18 protein-coding genes, 1 pseudogene and 1 riboswitch are annotated in these 17293 nt (G+C 59.3%); of the genes and pseudogenes, 13 read left to right on the forward strand and 6 right to left on the reverse strand.

Features of this window, described 5'->3' with window-relative positions; all coding sequences use genetic code 11:
* Nucleotides 1-68 precede the first annotated feature (68 nt).
* The 4 genes from I2G43_RS08730 (at nucleotide 69) to I2G43_RS08745 (ending at nucleotide 3860) form a co-directional block, all read left to right on the forward strand.
* Nucleotides 69-1019 carry an L-lactate dehydrogenase gene (locus I2G43_RS08730; protein WP_195535848.1) on the forward strand — a complete coding sequence of 317 codons (951 nt, stop codon included), beginning with the start codon at nucleotides 69-71 and terminating at the stop codon, nucleotides 1017-1019.
* Between the two features lie 156 nt (nucleotides 1020-1175).
* The gene (locus I2G43_RS08735; protein ID WP_195535849.1) at nucleotides 1176-2336 is read left to right on the forward strand and encodes a DUF2974 domain-containing protein; all 1161 of its coding nucleotides are present in this window, start codon (nucleotides 1176-1178) and stop codon (nucleotides 2334-2336) included.
* A gap of 91 nt (nucleotides 2337-2427) precedes the next feature.
* Nucleotides 2428-3432, forward strand: a complete 1005-nt coding sequence (locus tag I2G43_RS08740) for a nucleoid-associated protein (RefSeq protein WP_195535850.1) — start codon at nucleotides 2428-2430, stop codon at nucleotides 3430-3432.
* Nucleotides 3433-3518: 86 nt separating this feature from the next.
* Complete coding sequence (locus tag I2G43_RS08745) at nucleotides 3519-3860, forward strand: hypothetical protein (RefSeq protein ID WP_195535851.1); 342 nt, start codon at nucleotides 3519-3521, stop codon at nucleotides 3858-3860.
* Between the two features lie 74 nt (nucleotides 3861-3934).
* Here I2G43_RS08745 and dapD read toward each other — a convergent pair whose 3' ends face one another.
* From dapD to I2G43_RS10740, 4 genes and pseudogenes are all read right to left on the reverse strand, one after another.
* Nucleotides 3935-4654, reverse strand: a complete 720-nt coding sequence (dapD, locus tag I2G43_RS08750; protein ID WP_324249530.1) for a 2,3,4,5-tetrahydropyridine-2,6-dicarboxylate N-acetyltransferase — start codon at nucleotides 4652-4654, stop codon at nucleotides 3935-3937.
* 39 nt (nucleotides 4655-4693) lie between these two features.
* Nucleotides 4694-5434, reverse strand: coding sequence for a 4-hydroxy-tetrahydrodipicolinate reductase (gene dapB / locus I2G43_RS08755; RefSeq protein WP_229071737.1), 741 nt, complete (start codon nucleotides 5432-5434; stop codon nucleotides 4694-4696).
* On the reverse strand, nucleotides 5427-6317 hold the full coding sequence (gene dapA, locus I2G43_RS10735) for a 4-hydroxy-tetrahydrodipicolinate synthase (RefSeq protein WP_346973778.1): 891 nt from the start codon (nucleotides 6315-6317) through the stop codon (nucleotides 5427-5429). The genes dapB and dapA overlap by 8 nt, the downstream gene beginning before the upstream one ends.
* Before the next feature lie 279 nt (nucleotides 6318-6596).
* Nucleotides 6597-7736: pseudogene (locus I2G43_RS10740) on the reverse strand (diaminopimelate decarboxylase); the annotation flags it as partial.
* 65 nt (nucleotides 7737-7801) lie between these two features.
* Nucleotides 7802-7970, reverse strand: a riboswitch (Lysine riboswitch).
* Nucleotides 7971-8115: 145 nt separating this feature from the next.
* Between I2G43_RS10740 and I2G43_RS08765 the strand changes: the two are divergent.
* The 7 genes from I2G43_RS08765 (at nucleotide 8116) to I2G43_RS08795 (ending at nucleotide 12901) form a co-directional block, all read left to right on the forward strand.
* Nucleotides 8116-9303, forward strand: a complete 1188-nt coding sequence (locus I2G43_RS08765) for an N-acetyldiaminopimelate deacetylase (protein ID WP_195535853.1) — start codon at nucleotides 8116-8118, stop codon at nucleotides 9301-9303.
* Between the two features lie 101 nt (nucleotides 9304-9404).
* Nucleotides 9405-9686, forward strand: coding sequence for a type II toxin-antitoxin system RelE/ParE family toxin (locus I2G43_RS08770; RefSeq protein ID WP_195535854.1), 282 nt, complete (start codon nucleotides 9405-9407; stop codon nucleotides 9684-9686).
* A gap of 7 nt (nucleotides 9687-9693) precedes the next feature.
* Nucleotides 9694-9999 (forward strand): HigA family addiction module antitoxin, encoded by a 306-nt coding sequence (locus tag I2G43_RS08775; RefSeq protein ID WP_324249531.1) that lies wholly within the window; start codon nucleotides 9694-9696, stop codon nucleotides 9997-9999.
* 119 nt (nucleotides 10000-10118) lie between these two features.
* Nucleotides 10119-10352 carry a hypothetical protein gene (locus I2G43_RS08780; RefSeq protein ID WP_195535856.1) on the forward strand — a complete coding sequence of 78 codons (234 nt, stop codon included), beginning with the start codon at nucleotides 10119-10121 and terminating at the stop codon, nucleotides 10350-10352.
* Nucleotides 10353-10514: 162 nt separating this feature from the next.
* The gene (locus I2G43_RS08785; protein ID WP_195535857.1) at nucleotides 10515-10958 is read left to right on the forward strand and encodes an FxLYD domain-containing protein; all 444 of its coding nucleotides are present in this window, start codon (nucleotides 10515-10517) and stop codon (nucleotides 10956-10958) included.
* 32 nt (nucleotides 10959-10990) lie between these two features.
* Entirely contained in the window at nucleotides 10991-11413 is a 423-nt protein-coding gene (locus I2G43_RS08790; RefSeq protein ID WP_195535858.1) for an XRE family transcriptional regulator, read from the forward strand.
* Between the two features lie 99 nt (nucleotides 11414-11512).
* Nucleotides 11513-12901, forward strand: a complete 1389-nt coding sequence (locus I2G43_RS08795) for a serine/threonine protein kinase (RefSeq protein WP_195535859.1) — start codon at nucleotides 11513-11515, stop codon at nucleotides 12899-12901.
* A gap of 38 nt (nucleotides 12902-12939) precedes the next feature.
* Here I2G43_RS08795 and I2G43_RS08800 read toward each other — a convergent pair whose 3' ends face one another.
* Together I2G43_RS08800 and I2G43_RS08805 are read right to left on the reverse strand one after the other, a co-directional pair.
* Nucleotides 12940-14073: a coiled-coil domain-containing protein gene (locus I2G43_RS08800; protein ID WP_195535860.1), complete on the reverse strand. Its 1134-nt coding sequence runs from the start codon at nucleotides 14071-14073 to the stop codon at nucleotides 12940-12942.
* A 234-nt stretch (nucleotides 14074-14307) separates the two neighbouring features.
* A complete protein-coding gene (locus I2G43_RS08805) occupies nucleotides 14308-14940 on the reverse strand; it encodes an MOSC domain-containing protein (RefSeq protein ID WP_229071739.1) in 633 nt (210 codons plus the stop codon).
* A 225-nt stretch (nucleotides 14941-15165) separates the two neighbouring features.
* Here I2G43_RS08805 and I2G43_RS08810 point away from each other — a divergent pair, with 225 nt between their 5' ends.
* The gene (locus tag I2G43_RS08810) at nucleotides 15166-16422 is read left to right on the forward strand and encodes an ATP-grasp domain-containing protein (RefSeq protein WP_195535861.1); all 1257 of its coding nucleotides are present in this window, start codon (nucleotides 15166-15168) and stop codon (nucleotides 16420-16422) included.
* A gap of 84 nt (nucleotides 16423-16506) precedes the next feature.
* Nucleotides 16507-17253: an aspartate/glutamate racemase family protein gene (locus I2G43_RS08815; protein ID WP_229071741.1), complete on the forward strand. Its 747-nt coding sequence runs from the start codon at nucleotides 16507-16509 to the stop codon at nucleotides 17251-17253.
* Nucleotides 17254-17293 lie beyond the last annotated feature (40 nt).

Consider the following 17293-nt stretch of genomic DNA (forward strand, 5'->3'; position numbering starts at 1 on the left):
TTGGGATTACGGCAAGCCGCTCGGGACGCCCTGGGCGGTTTGTTTGTGGAGAGAGATGGGAGTTTGTAATGGTTAACGAGAAGAAGGTCGCTATTGTCGGCTGCGGTTTCGTCGGTTCGTCTTCGGCGTTCGCACTGATGCAGAGCGGTCTGTTCTCCGAGATGGTCCTCATCGACGTGGACAAGAACCGCGCCGAGGGCGAGGCCCTGGACATCGCGCACGGCATGACGTTTGCCGAGCCGATGAAGATCTACGCCGGCGATTATTCCGATGTCGCCGATGCCGCTATGATCGTCGTCACCGCTGGTGCTGCTCAGAAGCCCGGTGAGACCCGCCTGGACCTGGTCAACAAGAACGTCAACATCTTTAAGTCCATCATCCCCGAGATTAAGAAGTCCGGCTTTGACGGCATCCTGCTGATCGTCTCCAACCCGGTTGACGTTCTGACCTATGCCGCCATCAAGATGTCCGGCCTGCCCGAGGGCCACGTTATCGGTTCCGGCACCGTGCTCGACACTGGTCGTCTGCAGCAGATGCTCGGCGCACACGTCGAGGTCGACCCGCGCGACGTCCAGGCTTACGTCATGGGTGAGCACGGCGACTCCGAGTTCGTCGCCTGGTCCAGCGCTCAGGTTGCCGGCGTGCCGCTGAGCACCTTCTGCGAGCTTCACGGCCATCTGGAGCACGAGGCTGCCGAGAAGCGTATCGCCGAGGACGTCAAGAACTCCGCTTACACCATCATCGAGAAGAAGCACGCAACCTACTATGGCGTTGCCATGGCCGTTAAGCGTATCTGCACCGCTGTTATGCGTGACGAGCAGACCGTTCTGCCCGTTTCCTCGCTCATGGTGGGCGAGTATGGCCTGTCCGATCTGGCCATCTCCATGCCGACCGTCGTCGGTCGCGACGGCGTCGTCTGCCGCGTCCCTGTGCCGCTGAACGAGTCCGAGCAGAGCGAGCTCACCGCTTCTGCCAAGGCCCTCAAGGACATCATCGACAGCGTCGATTTCTCCTGCTAAATCCGGCTCGTTTGCCAGCAAGCTACAATGAAGGCGTCCAGGCCCCACGGCCCGGGCGCCTTTTTGGTGCAAGGGGGTCAGGTTTGTTTGCACCAAATGGGGCGCGATTGGTGCAAACAAACCTGACCCCAATGCACCATTGTTGATGGGAGAGGCATGTCGGATTCGCCTAACTTTTTGAGTTATGCCCAGACGGCGTTCGATTCGTTTGAGGAGCGGCCGTTTTGCGCGGTGGACAGCCTGGTGTTTGCATGGCTGTCGTATTTGCGCTTGCCGGGGGATATGCCGGAGCTTGCCGGCTGGCAGGGACTGGACGTGCGTGAGCTACTGCGCGCCGAGTGCTACCGGGACATGATTGGCGACCTGTGGGATCCGGAGGAGAGCCGCGCCTTGTTGGAGGCTGTTGCGGCAAGTCCGCGCTACCGCGGCGTGCGCGTGTGCGGATATCGTGCCGTGAGCGACGTGGCAACGACGGAGCAGTTTGCGGCCATGACGTTCCGATTCCCGGCAGGATTTTCCTATCTTGCCTTCCGGGGGACCGACAGCACGATCGTGGGCTGGAAAGAGGACTTTAACATGGCTTTCCGGTGTCCTGTGCCGGCCCAGGAATCTGCGGCGCGCTATGTGGACGAGGCGGTGGCCGCGATTGATGGTCCGCTCTTGTGCGGAGGCCATTCCAAGGGCGGAAACTTGGCGGTGTATGGCGCGGCGATGTGCTCTGACGCTGCTGGCGACCGGATCGAACGGGCCTTCTCCCACGATGGCCCCGGCTTTGTCGAGGAGTTCCTGAGCGGTGACGCCTTCGCAGGTCTTTCCGGCCGCATCGACAAGACCCTGCCCCAGTCTTCGATTTTCGGCATGATGTTCGAGACGCAGGAAGATTACGCCATTGTCGAGAGCACCGAATTCAGTCTGCTGCAGCACAATCCCTTTAGCTGGGTCGTTGACGGCTACGACTTTGTGTATTGCGAGCGTCTGTCTGCCGGCGCTCGATACGTCGATAGCTCTATTCGCGAGATGCTGCTTGCAGTGGGGCCTGCCGAGCGCGAGCGCTTTGTAGATGCGTTGTTCTCCGTGTTTGAAGCCACAGGGGCCGAACGGTTCGCAGATATCGCAGGGAATTTGCGCGAGAGCCTGCCGGTGATGCTCCAGGCTGCTCAGAGCTTCGACAAAGATACGCGCCGTTTCATCTCGCAGACCGTCGTCGCAATTCTTAAATGCGCCCTGCTGCCCAAGCGTTCCGAGCTCAACGTTCCTGCTGCCGGCAAGAGCCTGGCAGAGCAGCTCGAGGCGTGGCAGTCCGAGCTCCTGCGCTAACGCTGGTGCAAAGGGGCATGTTGGTGCATTGGGGCGGGCACGACCGCTATACTGATTCGTGCTGAAATCGATCTAGAACGGAATGCCGTATATGAAAATCAATCACGCGATCTTGCATATCCTGGACTTTGACTCGGCCGTCAACGTCATGAGCCAGCGCGAGCTCGATATCGAGAGCCGTACCGTGCGCAACTTTGTGACCACGCATCTGCGCCGTGCCCGCACTTCGGCCGACAATAAGCGCGCCACGTTTGCCGAAAACTCCGCATTCGGCGGCGAGCTCAAGGGCTATTTCTTTGGCGAGCGCGAGTTCGTGGACCTGTCGCAGCAGATTGCGGAGTTCATCTCCTCCGAGCTCACCAAGGCCGAAAAGGCCGAGTCCACCGATGTGCTCGTGGCGGACTTTGACGATGACGAGGATGCTCGCTGGTTTGCCGTCATGCTGTTGGGCTCCAAGCAGGCCTTTATGCACGAGGTAGGCCGCGAGGAGGGCGAGGTGCGCAACGACATCGCGCGCCACTATGCTATTCTGCCGAATCCTTCCCAAAAGGTGCCGAGCTACGCCATCGTGCGCGCGAGCACTATGGAGATCGGCTATGTGGACAAGAAGCGCAAGATCGCCGGCGAGGACCGTATGCTTATTCCCGACGGGCTGCTGCAGTGCGATACGGGCGTGTCGGGCAAGGAGATTATCGACACCGTGACGCGTGTGGTCGAGGAGGTCGCCGAGGAGCACGGCGCGAACACGGCTGTGGCGCTCGCCAAGGTCAAAGCCGCTGTTGCCGAGAAGGTCGAAGACGATGAGGAACTGCCGCCTTGGGATATCGTCGACGAGGTCTTTGAGGACGAACCGGTCATCAAGGAGAGCGTGCGTGCGGCGCTGACCGAAGAGAAGGTGCCTGAGCGTGTGCCCGTGGAGCGTAAGCAGGTTGAACGCGCGGCCGTGCGCAATCACAAGATTCGTACCGATACGGGCATCGAGATCAGCTTCCCGGCCGAAATGGGCTCGAACTCCGAGTACATCGAGTTCGTTAACGAGCCCAACGGCCTCATCTCCATCGAGCTCAAGAACATCGGAAGTATTGAGAATCGATAGGGCAATAGTTTCTTCCGAAGAGAAATCTGGATTATATTTTGAAGTATACTTTGAAATATAATCCAGATTATTTTTTGGAGGTACAAATGTCCCCACTTGTTCTGGAAAAGCCGGTGTTTACAAAAGATCAGGTAGTTTCTGCTACCGAAGCGAGCAAGTCCTTATCTGCCGTTCGCAAGCGTGCTAAGCGCGCGCCGCAGTTTATCGCCGATCATAACGACATCGATACTGTGATTATCGACTACGCCGCCTATGAGGAAATGTACGGCGCCCTACAGTACCTTCGCGAACTTGAGATTGATCGCATTGCGGCGGATCGAATCAAAAACGGACCACATGAGTTTATTCCGTTTGAAGATGCTTTAACCCCGGAGGAATCCTTGCCAAAGCAACTCACCATGGTTGAATACGACGGAACCCTGAGATAAAGAAAGGCCGAAGTCCCGGATTGGGCTTCGGCCTTCTTGCTTGGGATTGAATTGCGCTGCAGACTGACACGTCTCTACAGCTGGCGCAGGTCTTCTTCCAGGCCCGTCTTGCTGTCGGTTTTTTCGTCGCGCATCTTGATGACGCGGGCGGGGACGCCGGCCACGACGGCGCCGGCGGGGACGTCCTCGACGCATACGGCGCCGGCAGCCACAACGGCGCCCTTGCCCACACGCACGCCCTCCAGGACCACGGCGTTGGCGCCAATCATGACATCGTCCTCGATGATGACGGGCGTGGCGCTCGCGGGCTCAACGACGCCCGCAAGCACGGTGCCGGCGCCGATGTGGCAGTTCTTGCCCACGGTGGCGCGGCCGCCCAGCACGGCGCCCATATCGATCATGGAACCCTCGCCGATAACGGAGCCGATGTTGATGATGGCGCCCATCATGATGACGGCGCGGTCGCCGATCTCGACGCGGTCGCGGATAATCGCGCCAGGCTCGATGCGGGCGTTGATGCCCTTAAGGTCGAGCATGGGGACGGCGGAATTGCGGCAATCGTTCTCGACGTCGTAGTAGTCGATGGAATCGGCATTGGCGTCGAGGATGGCCTTGAGCTCGTCCCAGTCGCCAAAGACGGTCTTGCCGCGGCGGCCGCCGTAGACGTGTGCGTCGCCCCACTGGACCTTCATGCCGGGCTTCTCGCGGACATATAGCTTGACGGGCGTCTTCTTGGGCGCGGTGGCGATGTAATTGATAATCTCCTGTGCATCCATCTCGGCTGCGTTGCTCATATACTGTTTCTCCTTTACGTGGGCTTGGTTAATGATTGGTTAGGCAAACATGACCTGGTCGAAGGTGTAGAAGCCGGGGTCGCGGACGACGAGCTTCTGGGCGGCCGCCAGGGCGCCGTTGACGAAGATTTGTCGGCTCGTGGCGCGGTGCGTGAGTGTGACCTCTTCGTCCTGGCCAAAGAAACCAACCTCGTGCACGCCGGCGACGGTACCGCCGCGCAGCGAGTGCATGCCGATTTCCTTGGGGTCACGCGCGCCACACATGCCCTCGCGACCGTAGACGGGGTGATAGCCAGCCTCGGGCTCGGCCTCGACAACGGCGTCAAGCAGCAGCTTGGCGGTGCCGCTGGGGGCGTCGACCTTTTGGTTGTGGTGTGTCTCGACGATCTCACAGTCAAAGCCGGGCAGCTCGCGTGTGGCCTGGGCCACCAGGTGACGCAGGGCGGCGATGCCGATGGAGTAGTTGCCCGAGTGCATGACGCGGGCGTTCTGGCCCAGCTCGCGCAGGCGGTCCATCTGCTCGGGCGTATATCCCGTGGTGCCGGAAACGAGTGCGGCGCCCGTGCGCTCGACATAGGTGACAACGGCGTCAAAGGTCACGACGTTCGAGAAGTCGATGATCACATCGGCCGCCGGGGCGCTCTCGAGCTCGGTCAGATCAAAGCCGATCTGGGCGACGATATCAAAGACGGGCTGACCGGCGGCATCGACAATGCCCTCCGCGGTGGTGCGGATGAGCGAGCCCATGCGGCCCGTTCCCATAATGACGGTCTTAATCAAGCAGACCAGCTCCCTTCAGAGCATCGGTGAGTGTGGCACGTGTATCGTCGGCCATGGGGCACAGCGGCATGCGATAGTTTGCCTCGATCATACCCATCTGGGCGAGCGCTTCCTTAACGGGGATGGGGTTGACTTCGCTAAAGAGGGCGTTGATGAGCGGCTGACCGGCAATCTGGATCTCGCGGGCGCGCTCCACGTCACCGTCCAGGTAGGCGCGGCACATGTCGTGTACGAGCTGCGGCTGCACGTCGGCCCACACGCTGATGGTGCCCGAGGCGCCCAGGCTCATGAGCGGCACGGTAAGCGCGTCTTCGCCCGAATACATACGGAAGTCGTCGGACAGCAGGTGCGCGATCTTGGCGGCATAGGCGACATTCCCCGAGGCCTCCTTGATGCCCATGATGTTGGGATGTGCTGCCAGGCGCTCGACATTGCGCTCGCTGATACCGCAGCCGCAACGGCCGGGGATATTGTACAGGATGCAGGGGATGTCCACGGCATCTGCCACAGTTTTAAAGTGCTGGTAGATGCCCTCCTCGTTGGACTTGTTGTAGTAGGGGGTGATGAGCAGCAGACCGTCGGCGCCCAGGCCCTGGTAGGTGAGCGACTTGGTGAGCATCGTCTGCGTGGAGTTGGAGCCCGAGCCGGCGATGACGGGGATGCGGCCTGCGACCTGCTTGACCACGGCGGCAACGACGGAGTTGTCCTCGTCATCGGTCATCGTGGCGCTCTCGCCGGTGGTGCCCAAGGTGAGGATGGCGTCGGTGCCATTCTGCAGGTGGAAATCGACCAGGCGTTCAAGAGCATCAAAGTCGACGCTGCCGTCCTTCTTAAACGGGGTGACGAGGGCGACGATTGAGCCCTCGAGGTTACGGACATCCATATTCTTCTCCTTCGCTTCCGCGATCTGGATGCGTTTATTCCATTGGGCGGCGACGGCCAGGCGCTCGCCCTGGGCGCGACGGCGGGCGCTTTCGGCGCGTGACTTGGCCAGCAGCTCGCGGCCGCACGGAAGGACGTCGAGCGTGGCAAAGTAGTCGCCCGGGCGCTCAGCGCGTCGAATGAGGTCGGCGGATCCGTCGGGGCGCAGCAATACCTCGGCAGAACGCAGGCGTCCATTGTAGTTATAGCCCATGGAGTAGCCGTGCGCGCCGGTATCGTGGATCACGAGCAAGTCGCCCATATCGATCTGCGGCAGCTCGCGGTCGATGGAGAACTTGTCGTTGTTCTCGCACAGGTTGCCCGTGATATCGTACGTGTTCGTGACGGGGGCTGCGGTCTTGTCGGCGCCACCCGGCTGGCCCATCACCGTGATGTGGTGGTAAGCGCCATACATGGCGGGACGAATCAGGTCGACGGCACTTGCGTCCACGCCGATATAGTCCTTGTAGATCTGCTTTTCGTGGATGGCCTTGGTGACCAGGCATCCGTAGGGGCCCATCATAAAGCGGCCCATCTCGGTGCAGATCGCCACATCGCCCATGCCGGCGGGAACCAGAATCTCGTCGTAGGCTGCGTGCACGCCCTCGCCGATGGCGTGGATGTCGTTGGCCTGCTGCTCGGGCAGATAGGGGATGCCCACGCCACCGGACAGGTTAATGAAGGCGACATGAGCGCCCGTCTCGCGCTCCAAGCGCACGGCAAGCTCAAAGAGGATGCGTGCGAGCTTGGGGTAGTAGTCGTTAGTGACGGTGTTGCTGGCAAGGAAGGCGTGGATGCCAAAATTCTCGGCGCCCTTGGCCTTGAGTACGCGGAAGGCTTCGAAGAGCTGCTCGGTGGTCATGCCGTACTTGGAGTCGCCGGGGTTGTCCATAATGCCATTGGAAAGCTGGAACAGACCGCCCGGGTTAAAGCGGCAGCTGACCGTCTTGGGAATGGGGCCCGCGACGCGCTCGTAGAACTCGATGTGGCTGATGTCGTCGAAGTTGACGATGGCGCCCAACTTGTCGGCAAGCTCAAAGTCGGCCGCTGGCGTATCGTTGGACGAGAACATGATGTCGTGTCCCGTGATGCCCAGTGAGCGGGCGATCATGAGCTCGGTATAGCTCGAGCAATCGCAGCCGCAGCCGTATTCGTTGAGAATGGAGATAAGTGCTGGGTTGGGGTTGGCCTTGACGGCAAAGTACTCCTTAAACCCCGGGTTCCATGCAAAGGCGTCGCGCACCTCTTGCATGTTGCGGCGGATGCCCGCCTCGTCGTATAGATGAAACGGCGTGGGGAACTGCTCGACGATGTGCTCTAGCGTCTCCTTGTCCACAAACGGCTGCTTTGCCGCATATGCCTCGTTGGGGGTCAATGCCATGTCCCGTAAACCTCGCTATCCAGACGGCGCCATCGGCGCATCGAATCCGCATAGCGTGGACCCAATGTCCGGATAGCGCTCCCGCATTGCTGCAGACAGTCCTGCGGGTGTTTCCCGCAGGCCCACCAGGTCGTTCGTGCCCGAAAAACCCAGTTCGGCGGGTTTCGCCTCCCCGCAGGGTCAAAGTCTGCCGACTCGCCCGCGGCTCTTCGTGCCCGCGCCTCTATCAAGTGGTAAAGACCCTACCACGTTGCACTTTACCAAACAAGAGTATTCGTATATAACGTTTAAAAAATGCAGGGATATGCTGGAAATAAGGGTGCGACAATCTTGCGGCACAATAAATAACAACCGACGTGCACCTATGAAAGGAACCTTTATGACCGAGCTCCAAGAACTCCGTCGTTATCGTCGCGACTTGCATCGCATTCCGGAGCTCGACTTCGATCTTCCGCAAACTATCGCCTATATCGAGGGTGTGCTCGATTCGCTTGCCTGCGAGGTGACCCATCCGTGTCCGAGCTGCGTCTGCGCCTTCTTCGATGCCGGTGTAGGCGCTGCGCACGCCACGGCGATTCGTGCCGACATGGACGCCCTGCCCATCGCGGAGGCAACGGGTGTGGATTTCGCCTCGACGCATCCCGCCCAGATGCACGCTTGCGGCCACGACGGCCACATGGCCATGGCGCTCGCGGCAGCAACTTATGTCGATCGTACGATTCGTGAGCAGCCGGGCGCCATCGGGCGCAACGTGCTCTTTGTGTTTCAGCCTGCCGAGGAGACGACCGGTGGCGCTAAGACGGTATGCGAGAGCGGCGTGTTCGAGCGTTACGGGGCCGATCACATCTTCGGCTTCCATGTGTGGCCCGATTTGCCTGCCGGCACGTTGGCGAGCTGCTCCGGTCCGCTGCTGGCGCGCTCGAGCGAGACGCACATTCATATCCATGGCGCGAGCATCCATATCGCCAAGACCTTCGGCGTTCCGGTCGAGGAGTCGCACGATGCCGCGCTGGCGGCGGCCAAGTTCTTTGTTGCCGAACGCGAGCTGATGGACGAGCTGGGTGCCGACGAGCCCTGCATCGGCAAGTTCGGTCTGCTCCAGGCCGGCACCGTCTGCAATGCGGTGGCGGGGGAGGCCCATGTCGCCGGCAGCTTGCGCGTGTTTACGGACGACATGTTCGACCGTGCGCGCGAGGGTGTGCGCCGCGTGCTGGACGAGGCCTGCGCCGCAACGGGTTGCACGTACGATCTCGACTTTGCCGAGGGCTACCCGCCAGTCGATAACGACCCCGAGCTGTTTGCCGGCGTCGCGCCGGCCCTGCCCGAGCTGCAGCTTGTGAACGAGCCACTGCTCATTGCCGAGGATTTCGCGTTCTACCAGCGCCATCTGCCGGGCGTGTTCTTCTTATTGGGCACGGGCGTGCCGGAGGGCCAAGACAATCCGAGTGACGCCGAGGGTTGTCCCGCCTATGCCACCAGCGCCCTGCATACCGACACCATGCTCTTTGACGAGGAAATCCTGCTCAAAGGGCTCGATGTCTACAAACGATTGCTTTCGCTTAGCTAATTCTTAGAGGAGCGTCCTCTCTGGAAACACGAACAAATGTACGATATAATAGAGATGTAAGTCTATAGAAACGTTTGACGTTATTAACGTAAGGCGATACTATGATTGCATCCTATAAAGATGAAGATACCGAACGCTTTGCCATGGGTACGCGGGTCAGGAAGTTCATTCCTTTTGAGCGGGTCGCATTGAGGAAGATCCGCCAACTGCAGGTCTGCGCTTCGCTTGATGATCTTCGCATTCCGCCAGGCAACCGCCTTGAAGCATTGAAGGGCGATCGCGCCGGTCAATACAGTATTCGCGTTAACGAACGCTATCGGGTCTGCTTTGAGTGGAGACAGGGGATGGCTTGGAATGTCGAAATCGTCGATTATCACAAATGAGGAGGCTGTGGCCGATTTGCTGTCACCGGTGACTCCTGGCGAGCTTCTCAAAGAGGAATTTCTTGTTCCTATGGGTATTTCTCAATATCGTCTTGCGAAAGAGACCGGGATTCCGGCTCAGCGTATCGGGCAGATTGTCTTGGGAAGACGTCGTGTGACGGCTGACACCGATCTTCGTCTTTGCCGCTACTTTGGCCTGACGGATGGTTATTGGCTGCGCGCGCAGATGGCGTTTGATCTGGAGGCCGAGAAAAGGCGGATTAAACCTGAGCTCGACAAGATTGTTCCTGTCCAGCAGGCCATCGCATTGTAGAGCCCAAAGACGCTGAGAATGGAGTGGCGATGAGGCGACGTCGGCAATCTGCCGTATATAGTCCGGGTGGTTGCGGGTGTGGTTTGCTACTGCTCCCGGTTGTTGTGCTGAGTATTGGCATGATGTTTGCGCTTGCCGGTTTGGCTGCAGCGGCGCTCGTGTTGCTGATTGTCGCCATTGGCGTAACGATCTGGCTCTATCACCGTCGCGAACAACGCCGCGCCGACGGCAAGACCAATGTGGGATGGATTGTCTTTTTGGTTATCGCCTATCTGCTGAGCATCAGTTACCTGGCGTTCTTTGTCCTGTTGATGATCAGCGCCTTTACCGGGGAATCTGTCACAGTGGGCTGATCCTGCCTGCTGACGGTCGCGTAAAGGGCGTTTGTTCGGGGCTTGGACAACTACATTGGCCGTTTACCGCTGCCTTAGCTCTGAGCTAATGAATTTAAGTTCAATCCTTCCTACGATGGGCTGTGTGCCGGCACGGTAGCCGGATCGTAGGAAGGATGCATAATGGCAAAAGAGGGAAAGAAACCGATTGGTAAGATCGTCCTGGGCATCATCGTGGTGCTGGCTATCGTCGGTGCCGTAGGCTCTATGGGAGGAAACTCCTCCAACTCCTCTGCGGGCGATACGGCAAAACCGGCCGAGGCTACGCAACAGGCCGAAGAGCAACAAGAGCCGCAGGAGCCTTATACGATTGCCGATGAGGTCGAGGATACGTCCAATCAGTTTGCCTATAAGATCACGGGTACGCTGACCAATAACACGGACAAGGAAAAGAGCTACATTCAGATTGAGTACGTCCTGTATGATGCCGATGGCAATCAGGTCGGAACTGCTTTTGCGAACACCAATCATCTGAAGGCCGGCGGTACTTGGAAGTTTGAGGCGACGGGAACTGCGTCGCCCGACCAGGTCGCTAGCTGGGAGCGTTCGGACGTGAGCGGTTTTTAGCATGTTGCATATGCTGGGGGAGGTGAGGCCGTATGCCCGATAAAAAGTTGACGGAGGAGCTGCTCAATGAGTTGCTCGATGCGCCGAGCATCGATGGCTATATCAAGGAACACGACTTTGCTGCCCCTTCGCTTTCGGACTACCTCAAGCAGTTGCTGCAAGAGAAGGGTTTGGAGCGCTCTCGCGTGGTGCGTATGGCCGACCTCAACGAGACGTTTGGCTATCAGATCTTTACCGGTGCGCGCCATCCAAGTCGCAATAAGGTGCTGCAGATTGCCTTTGCTATGGCGTTGTCGATGAAGGAGACCAACCGCGCACTGACGGCTGCCGGAGTGAGCGTCCTCAACTGCAAAGACCGCCGCGACGCGATTATCATTTTTTGCATCGATCGCGGGTGTAGTCTCCAAAAGGTCAACGAAGAGCTGTATCGCTTTGGCGAGGAAACGGTGAGTTAGCGGCTGACGGCTGAGCCGGCGGTACTGCTACGGCAACGATGTAAACGAACAGGGCGCGGATGCCATGAGGTGTCTGCGCCCTGCGCTATGATGGACGCTATGGATACTCAAGACCCAACATATTCCGACGACGAACTGACCGCCGCGCTTGCCGAGCACCTGGCATCGCTCGATCGCGACGACAGCTATCGCGTGGATCGCGTACTTAAGCGCTCTGGCGTCGAAGCGACCGAGCTCGTGTACTTTGAAGGCTCCAGCGGTGGGTCGCTTGGCCCCTTCGTCCGTAAGCGCATTGACGCATCGGCCCAGATTGGCGGGGCGTATGAGCGCCTGTTTGAGGCCCAGCGTGCCGGGCGCCGTTTTGAACACTTTCCTCGGATCGTCGATTGTCGCCGTGCGGGCGATGAACTCGACGTAGTGATGGAGTATGTCGAGGGCGAGACGCTCGAGGCCTTAGTGGGGCGCTTGGGCGCGACGCCCGATTATGCGCATGGGTTATTTCCTGCTCTCTGCGATGCGGTGGGAGAGCTCCATGCTGGTTTTGCGACAGCGGGGGAGCCGGCGGTGCCGGTGATTCACCGCGACCTTAAACCTTCGAACATCATCGTGTCGGGCGTGCGGTATGCACCCAATGCCGGTATGAGCTTTTCGTCGCTGGTGATTATCGATTTGGGGATCGCGCGCGTATGGCGCGACGGTGCCGATGCCGACACCGTTAAGTTTGGCACGCGGCCCTATGCGCCGCCCGAGCAATATGGGTTTGGGCAGACGAGCGTGCGCAGTGATGTGTATGCACTTGGCGCTCTTCTCTTCTTTTGCCTGACGGGGGCTGATCCTAAGCCGGGACGTGACATGCGCGAGCAGTGCGAGACGGGCGCTATCCCCGTTCCGTTGGCCGATGCCATCTGCATGGCGATGGCGCTCGATCCGGCCAAGCGCTTTGCCAATGCGAAGGCGCTGGGACATGCTGTGTGCGCGGCATTTGAGCTGTGCCGTCCCGCGTTTTCGGTACCGGGCGCAATGCCACCCGTGGCGGCACAAGCCGCATCGACTGCCTCGCCATCGCCATCGCCTTCCACGCAACAGCCTCAGAACATCTTATCGCCGGCGCCCGCCCGTCAAAGCCTGCTTTCTCGCGTTCCGGAGCCTTTGGGGCGCGCTTGGAACATACTTATCTGCCTCTCGCTTCTCGTCTTTTTTGCCGGGAGCCATTTCGCTGTCTTTCATCCAACGGGCGCCAACCAAAACTACCCGACGTGGTTCCTTGCGGTTGAGTACTTCTTTTTTGTCGACGGTCTCACGGTGCTTTTCCACTTCGCCGTGCTCGACAAGCGCCGACTTCGCCGGCGATTCGCGCTGCTCGACAGCTATCGCGGCAAGAAACTCGCGAAACTCTGGCTCAAGGCGCTGGGCGTGCTGCTTATATGCATGATCGTCATAGTTGCGGTTGCCAATGCGACCGGTGTCGTTGACACCTCTGCCAGCTAAAAGAAAAGGGCCCCGTTTGGGGCCCTTTGCAGTTGCGCTTAGATGCGGTTCATCTGAGCGGCGACCTTGTTGTACCAGTCCTGCCACGTGGGCGGGCAGTACTTTTTGGCCGCTGCCGGGGTAAGGGTGGAGCCGTAGTTGGCGCCCAGGTAGGCAACATGAGCGGAGATGCCCTCGCTCCAGCTGCCAAAGCTGCGCCAACCGCCGCCACGAGCGCTCCAGCCCCAGGCGTTGTAGGAATTGGCGCAATAAGTGCCCTTGGTGCTCTCGATGCAGGCGATGGCGGGGGACCAACGGGGGTCGACGCCGGTATTCCAAGCGGCGACGGCAAAGTTGTAGCCCTGGCCTGCCATGGGGGAGCCGGCAAGATAATTATCGATGCGGCTCGTCCACTCGTTGATGAACGAATCGTAATCGGAGTTACCGGTATTGGCGTTGTTCACCGTGGTATCGATGGTGGTGTTGGTGTTGGTGGCCTGGCTGCTGGAATTGCTGCCGCTAACGCCCTCGCCTGAGAGCTTCTCGGCGGCAGCGGCCTTGTCGGCCTCAAGCTTGGCAAGCTCGGCGGCATTTTCCTGCTCGGCTTTTGCCTGCGCCTCGCTGCGGAGCTGCTGGGCCTGTGCCAGCGCATCCTCGGCGTTTTTCTGCTCTGCCTCAAGCTGGGACTTGGCCTGCTGAAGCTCGGCCTTGTTCTGCTCGAGTTCGGTTTGCATGTTGTTGAGCTCTTCGATCTCGTCGACGCTCGAGCTCGTGATCTGGTTGGTGTATTTGCAGGTGGTGATGAACTCACCCAGGCTCTGCGCGTTGACCAGGAAGCTCACGATGGGATTGGTGCCCTTCTGGTACTTGTACAGATCGCGCATAGCGGAGCTTGCCTTGGCCTGCTGCTCGGGAAGCTTGGCCTCGATTTCCTCGATGCTTGCCTCATTGGAGTCGATCTGCTTTTGCAGGTCGTCGAGTTTGGCGCGGGCATCGTTGTAGGCGCTCGTGGCGGCTTCAATTTTTTGCTGCGCGGCGGAAAGCTGATCCTGCGTTGCCTGCGAGGCGGCATACGCCGCAACGGGGGAGAGCATCGGCGTGGCAGTCAGTGCGACAGCGAGTGCCGCGCTCGTGATGATACGAGCCGGCTTCGACGCGATGAGCGCTGCGACGCGATGATTCGAATGCTGCATCCAATCCCTCTGCAATCAATCGTAGGTTATGGTTCGAACGGTATTCTACTACTGCTTTCGACCTCAACTTGAACCTTAAAGGTTCCAAAGGGTCAAGTTGAACTTGAGGCTTTGGCTTTGACCTGCAGTTATAGTGAATTGTTGAGAAACCATAGAGTTCAACTTTAACGTTACGGAACTCGGTCTGATCGCAGATTCACGCCTTAAGGGCTACTCCAACATGGGGTTTTGCACCTATAGGGCTCCCTCGCGGCGTGCCTGCTCAATTTCTTCGAGCGCCTCGGCTGGGGTGAAGGAACACGTGCCGTCGCCGAGCTTGACTGTTTGGATATCGTCTCCGACATGCACCTCTCCGCCTCGAAGCACCACACCGAAAATGCCCTCGTGGGGAAAGATGCAATCACCGGCGAGATAGTAGATGGCGCAGCGGGTGTGGCAGACCTTGCCGATCTGGCTGATCTCGACCAGAACGTCGTTGCCGATCTTGAGCTGTGTGCCCAAGGGGAGCGAAAGCAGGTTGATGCCTTGTGTGGTGAAGTTCTCCCCAAAGTCGCCTTTGTGTACATCGAGCCCGCGATGCTGCGCCGTCCGGATTGATTCTGCGGCCAAAAACGAGACTTGGCGGTGCCAGTGCCCGGCGTGCGCATCGGAAGCGAGGCCAAACTGCTCAATGACGGTATCGTGCCCATCGGCGACGGGAGACTTGCGTGTGCCTTTGTGCGCCGACGTGTTAATCGAGACGATGCGGGCGGGTCCTTCGTAGGCGTTGCTGGCGGTGCGTAGGGGAGCGGTTGTCTGTGAGCGTTCCGCTAGCACGCGTTTTGCGGCGTCAAGGATGGGGTTGTCGGCTAGATGTTCTTGGGGCACGCGTGCGCCTTTCGCTTATGGGATTGACAATATGTTGAATCCTACAACAACGGTAGGTTCATTGCCCGTTGTCGTACAGCGGTGAGCGCTGTCTTTGCGCCGAGTTTGCTCCTCCGATTGCCATAGATACGGTGGAGCTTTGGGTACTGGCGGTTTGGCACGCTAGAATGAACCGGTTGCACTAAGACCGTCCGTTGTGCGGGCAGTTCACGATAGGAAGTTTCCATGGCATTGCAGTTTACAGAGCGCGAGTTCATTCCCGTGCTGCTCGGTGGCGACATCAACGCCTATTCGGTGGCGCGCGCCTTCTACGAAGAGTATCAGGTCAAGAGTCTGGTCTTTGGCAAGTACCAGACGGGCCCTGCGTATCGCAGCCAGATTATCGACTACACGCCCAACGTCGACATCGATACCATGCCCGTGATGCTCAAGACCGTCAACGGTATCGCTCAGGCGCATGCCGATAAGACGATCGTCCTGATGGGCTGCGGCGATAACTATGTCGCCTTGGTGGCTCAGGCAAAGGATGCCGATGAGCTGGCGGATAACATCGTCGCTCCCTACGCGCCCTACAGCATGCTCGAGCAGTGCCAGAAGAAGGAGATCTTCTACGAGCTGTGCGAGAAGCATGGTGTGCCGTATCCGCACACCTTTACCTTCACTGCGCAGATGCTCAACGCGCAAGGCGAGGCGCCGGCCGAAGTGCTCGACCAGATCGACTTTCCGTTCCCGATGATCCTGAAGCCGTCCGACGGCATCATGTGGTGGCAGCATGAGTTCGAGGGCCAGAAGAAGGCTTATGAGATTGCCGATCGCGCCGAGCTGGAGCAGGTTATCCGTGACTCCTATGCCAGCGGCTATACCGACGACCTGATCTTGCAGGATCGCGTGCCCGGCAACGACGAGTACATGCGCGTGCTCACCAGCTATTCCGATCGCAACGGTAAAGTGCGCATGATGTGCCTGGGCCACGTGCTGCTCGAGGAGCATCAGCCCCATGGCGTTGGCAACCATGCCTGTATCATTACCGAGCCCAATGACGAGCTTATGGGCGGCGTGCGCAAACTGCTCGAGGACCTTCACTTTGTGGGCTATTCCAACTTTGACGTCAAGTATGACGAACGCGATGGCTCGTTTAAGTTCTTCGACTTCAACACCCGCCAGGGCCGCAGCAACTACTATGTCACCAACAGCGGCTTTAATGTTGCCAAGTATGTGGTGGACGAGTATGTGTTCAACCGTCCGTTTGAGCCGGAGTTTGTGACGGCGCAGGACGAGGCTCTGTGGATGGTCGTTCCCATGGGTGTCGTCGACAAGTACGTCAAGGATCCCGAGTTGCGCGCCAAGGTGCATCGCCTGGATAAGGAAGGCAAGGGCGCCGACCCCTCGTTTATGAAGGGCGACTTTGTCTTTAACCGCTGGCTGCGCATGTGGCACACCAAGCTGCGCCACTTTAAGCTGTTCAAGACGTATTACAAGTAGATGAGTGCGGCGCCCGTCCGGTTTACATCGGGCGGGCGCGGGTATGATACGCGCAATTGCGCAAGCGTCACCAAGGAGGCGGCGATGGAAAAGCTGGGAGTTATCGGCGGCATGGGCGCCGAGGCCACGTCGTATTACTACGACCAGGTGGTGCGCCATACGGCGGCTACGTGCGACCAGGAGCATATCGACATGGTGGTGCTTTCCAAGTCGACCATGCCCGACCGCACGCTGGCCATCAAGACCGGCGAGCATGCCGAGCTGCTGGCGACCATGAAGGAGTGCGCCCAGGCGCTCGAGACGCTGGGCTGTGCACACATCGCCATTCCCTGCAATACGTCACACTACTTCTACGACCAGATCCAGTCGTTTACGAAGGTGCCGATTATCCACATGCCGCGAGAGTCGGTGCGCTATGCCCTGGCGGGCGCGGTGATGGGGGAGTGCGAGTTCGATCCCAACCTAAGCATTCCGGCAGAGCCGGTGCGCAAAATCGGCATCATGGGTACCGATGGCACCGTGGGCGCGGGCGTCTATGGGCGCGAGTGTGAGGCGGCGGGTGTCGAGGTCGTCTACCCCAGCGAGAAGCGTCAGGCCGACGTGATGTCGCTCATCTATGACGACGTGAAGGCCGGACGTGAGCCCGATATGGATAAGTTCGACCGCGTGATGTGGGAGTTTGCCCGTAGCGGCTGCGATCGCGTCATTCTGGCCTGCACGGAGCTCTCGGTGCTGCAGAAGTATCGTGAGATGCCCGAGATTACCCTCGATGCCATGGACGTCCTGGTGCGTGAATCCATCATTCGCAGCGGCGCCCCCTACCGCCTCTAGTCCCATACCTACCAAAAAGGGACAGGTTAATTTTGGTAGG

The organism is Collinsella aerofaciens, assembly GCF_015557435.1.
GTDB classification, from domain to species: Bacteria; Actinomycetota; Coriobacteriia; order Coriobacteriales; family Coriobacteriaceae; genus Collinsella; species Collinsella aerofaciens_Z.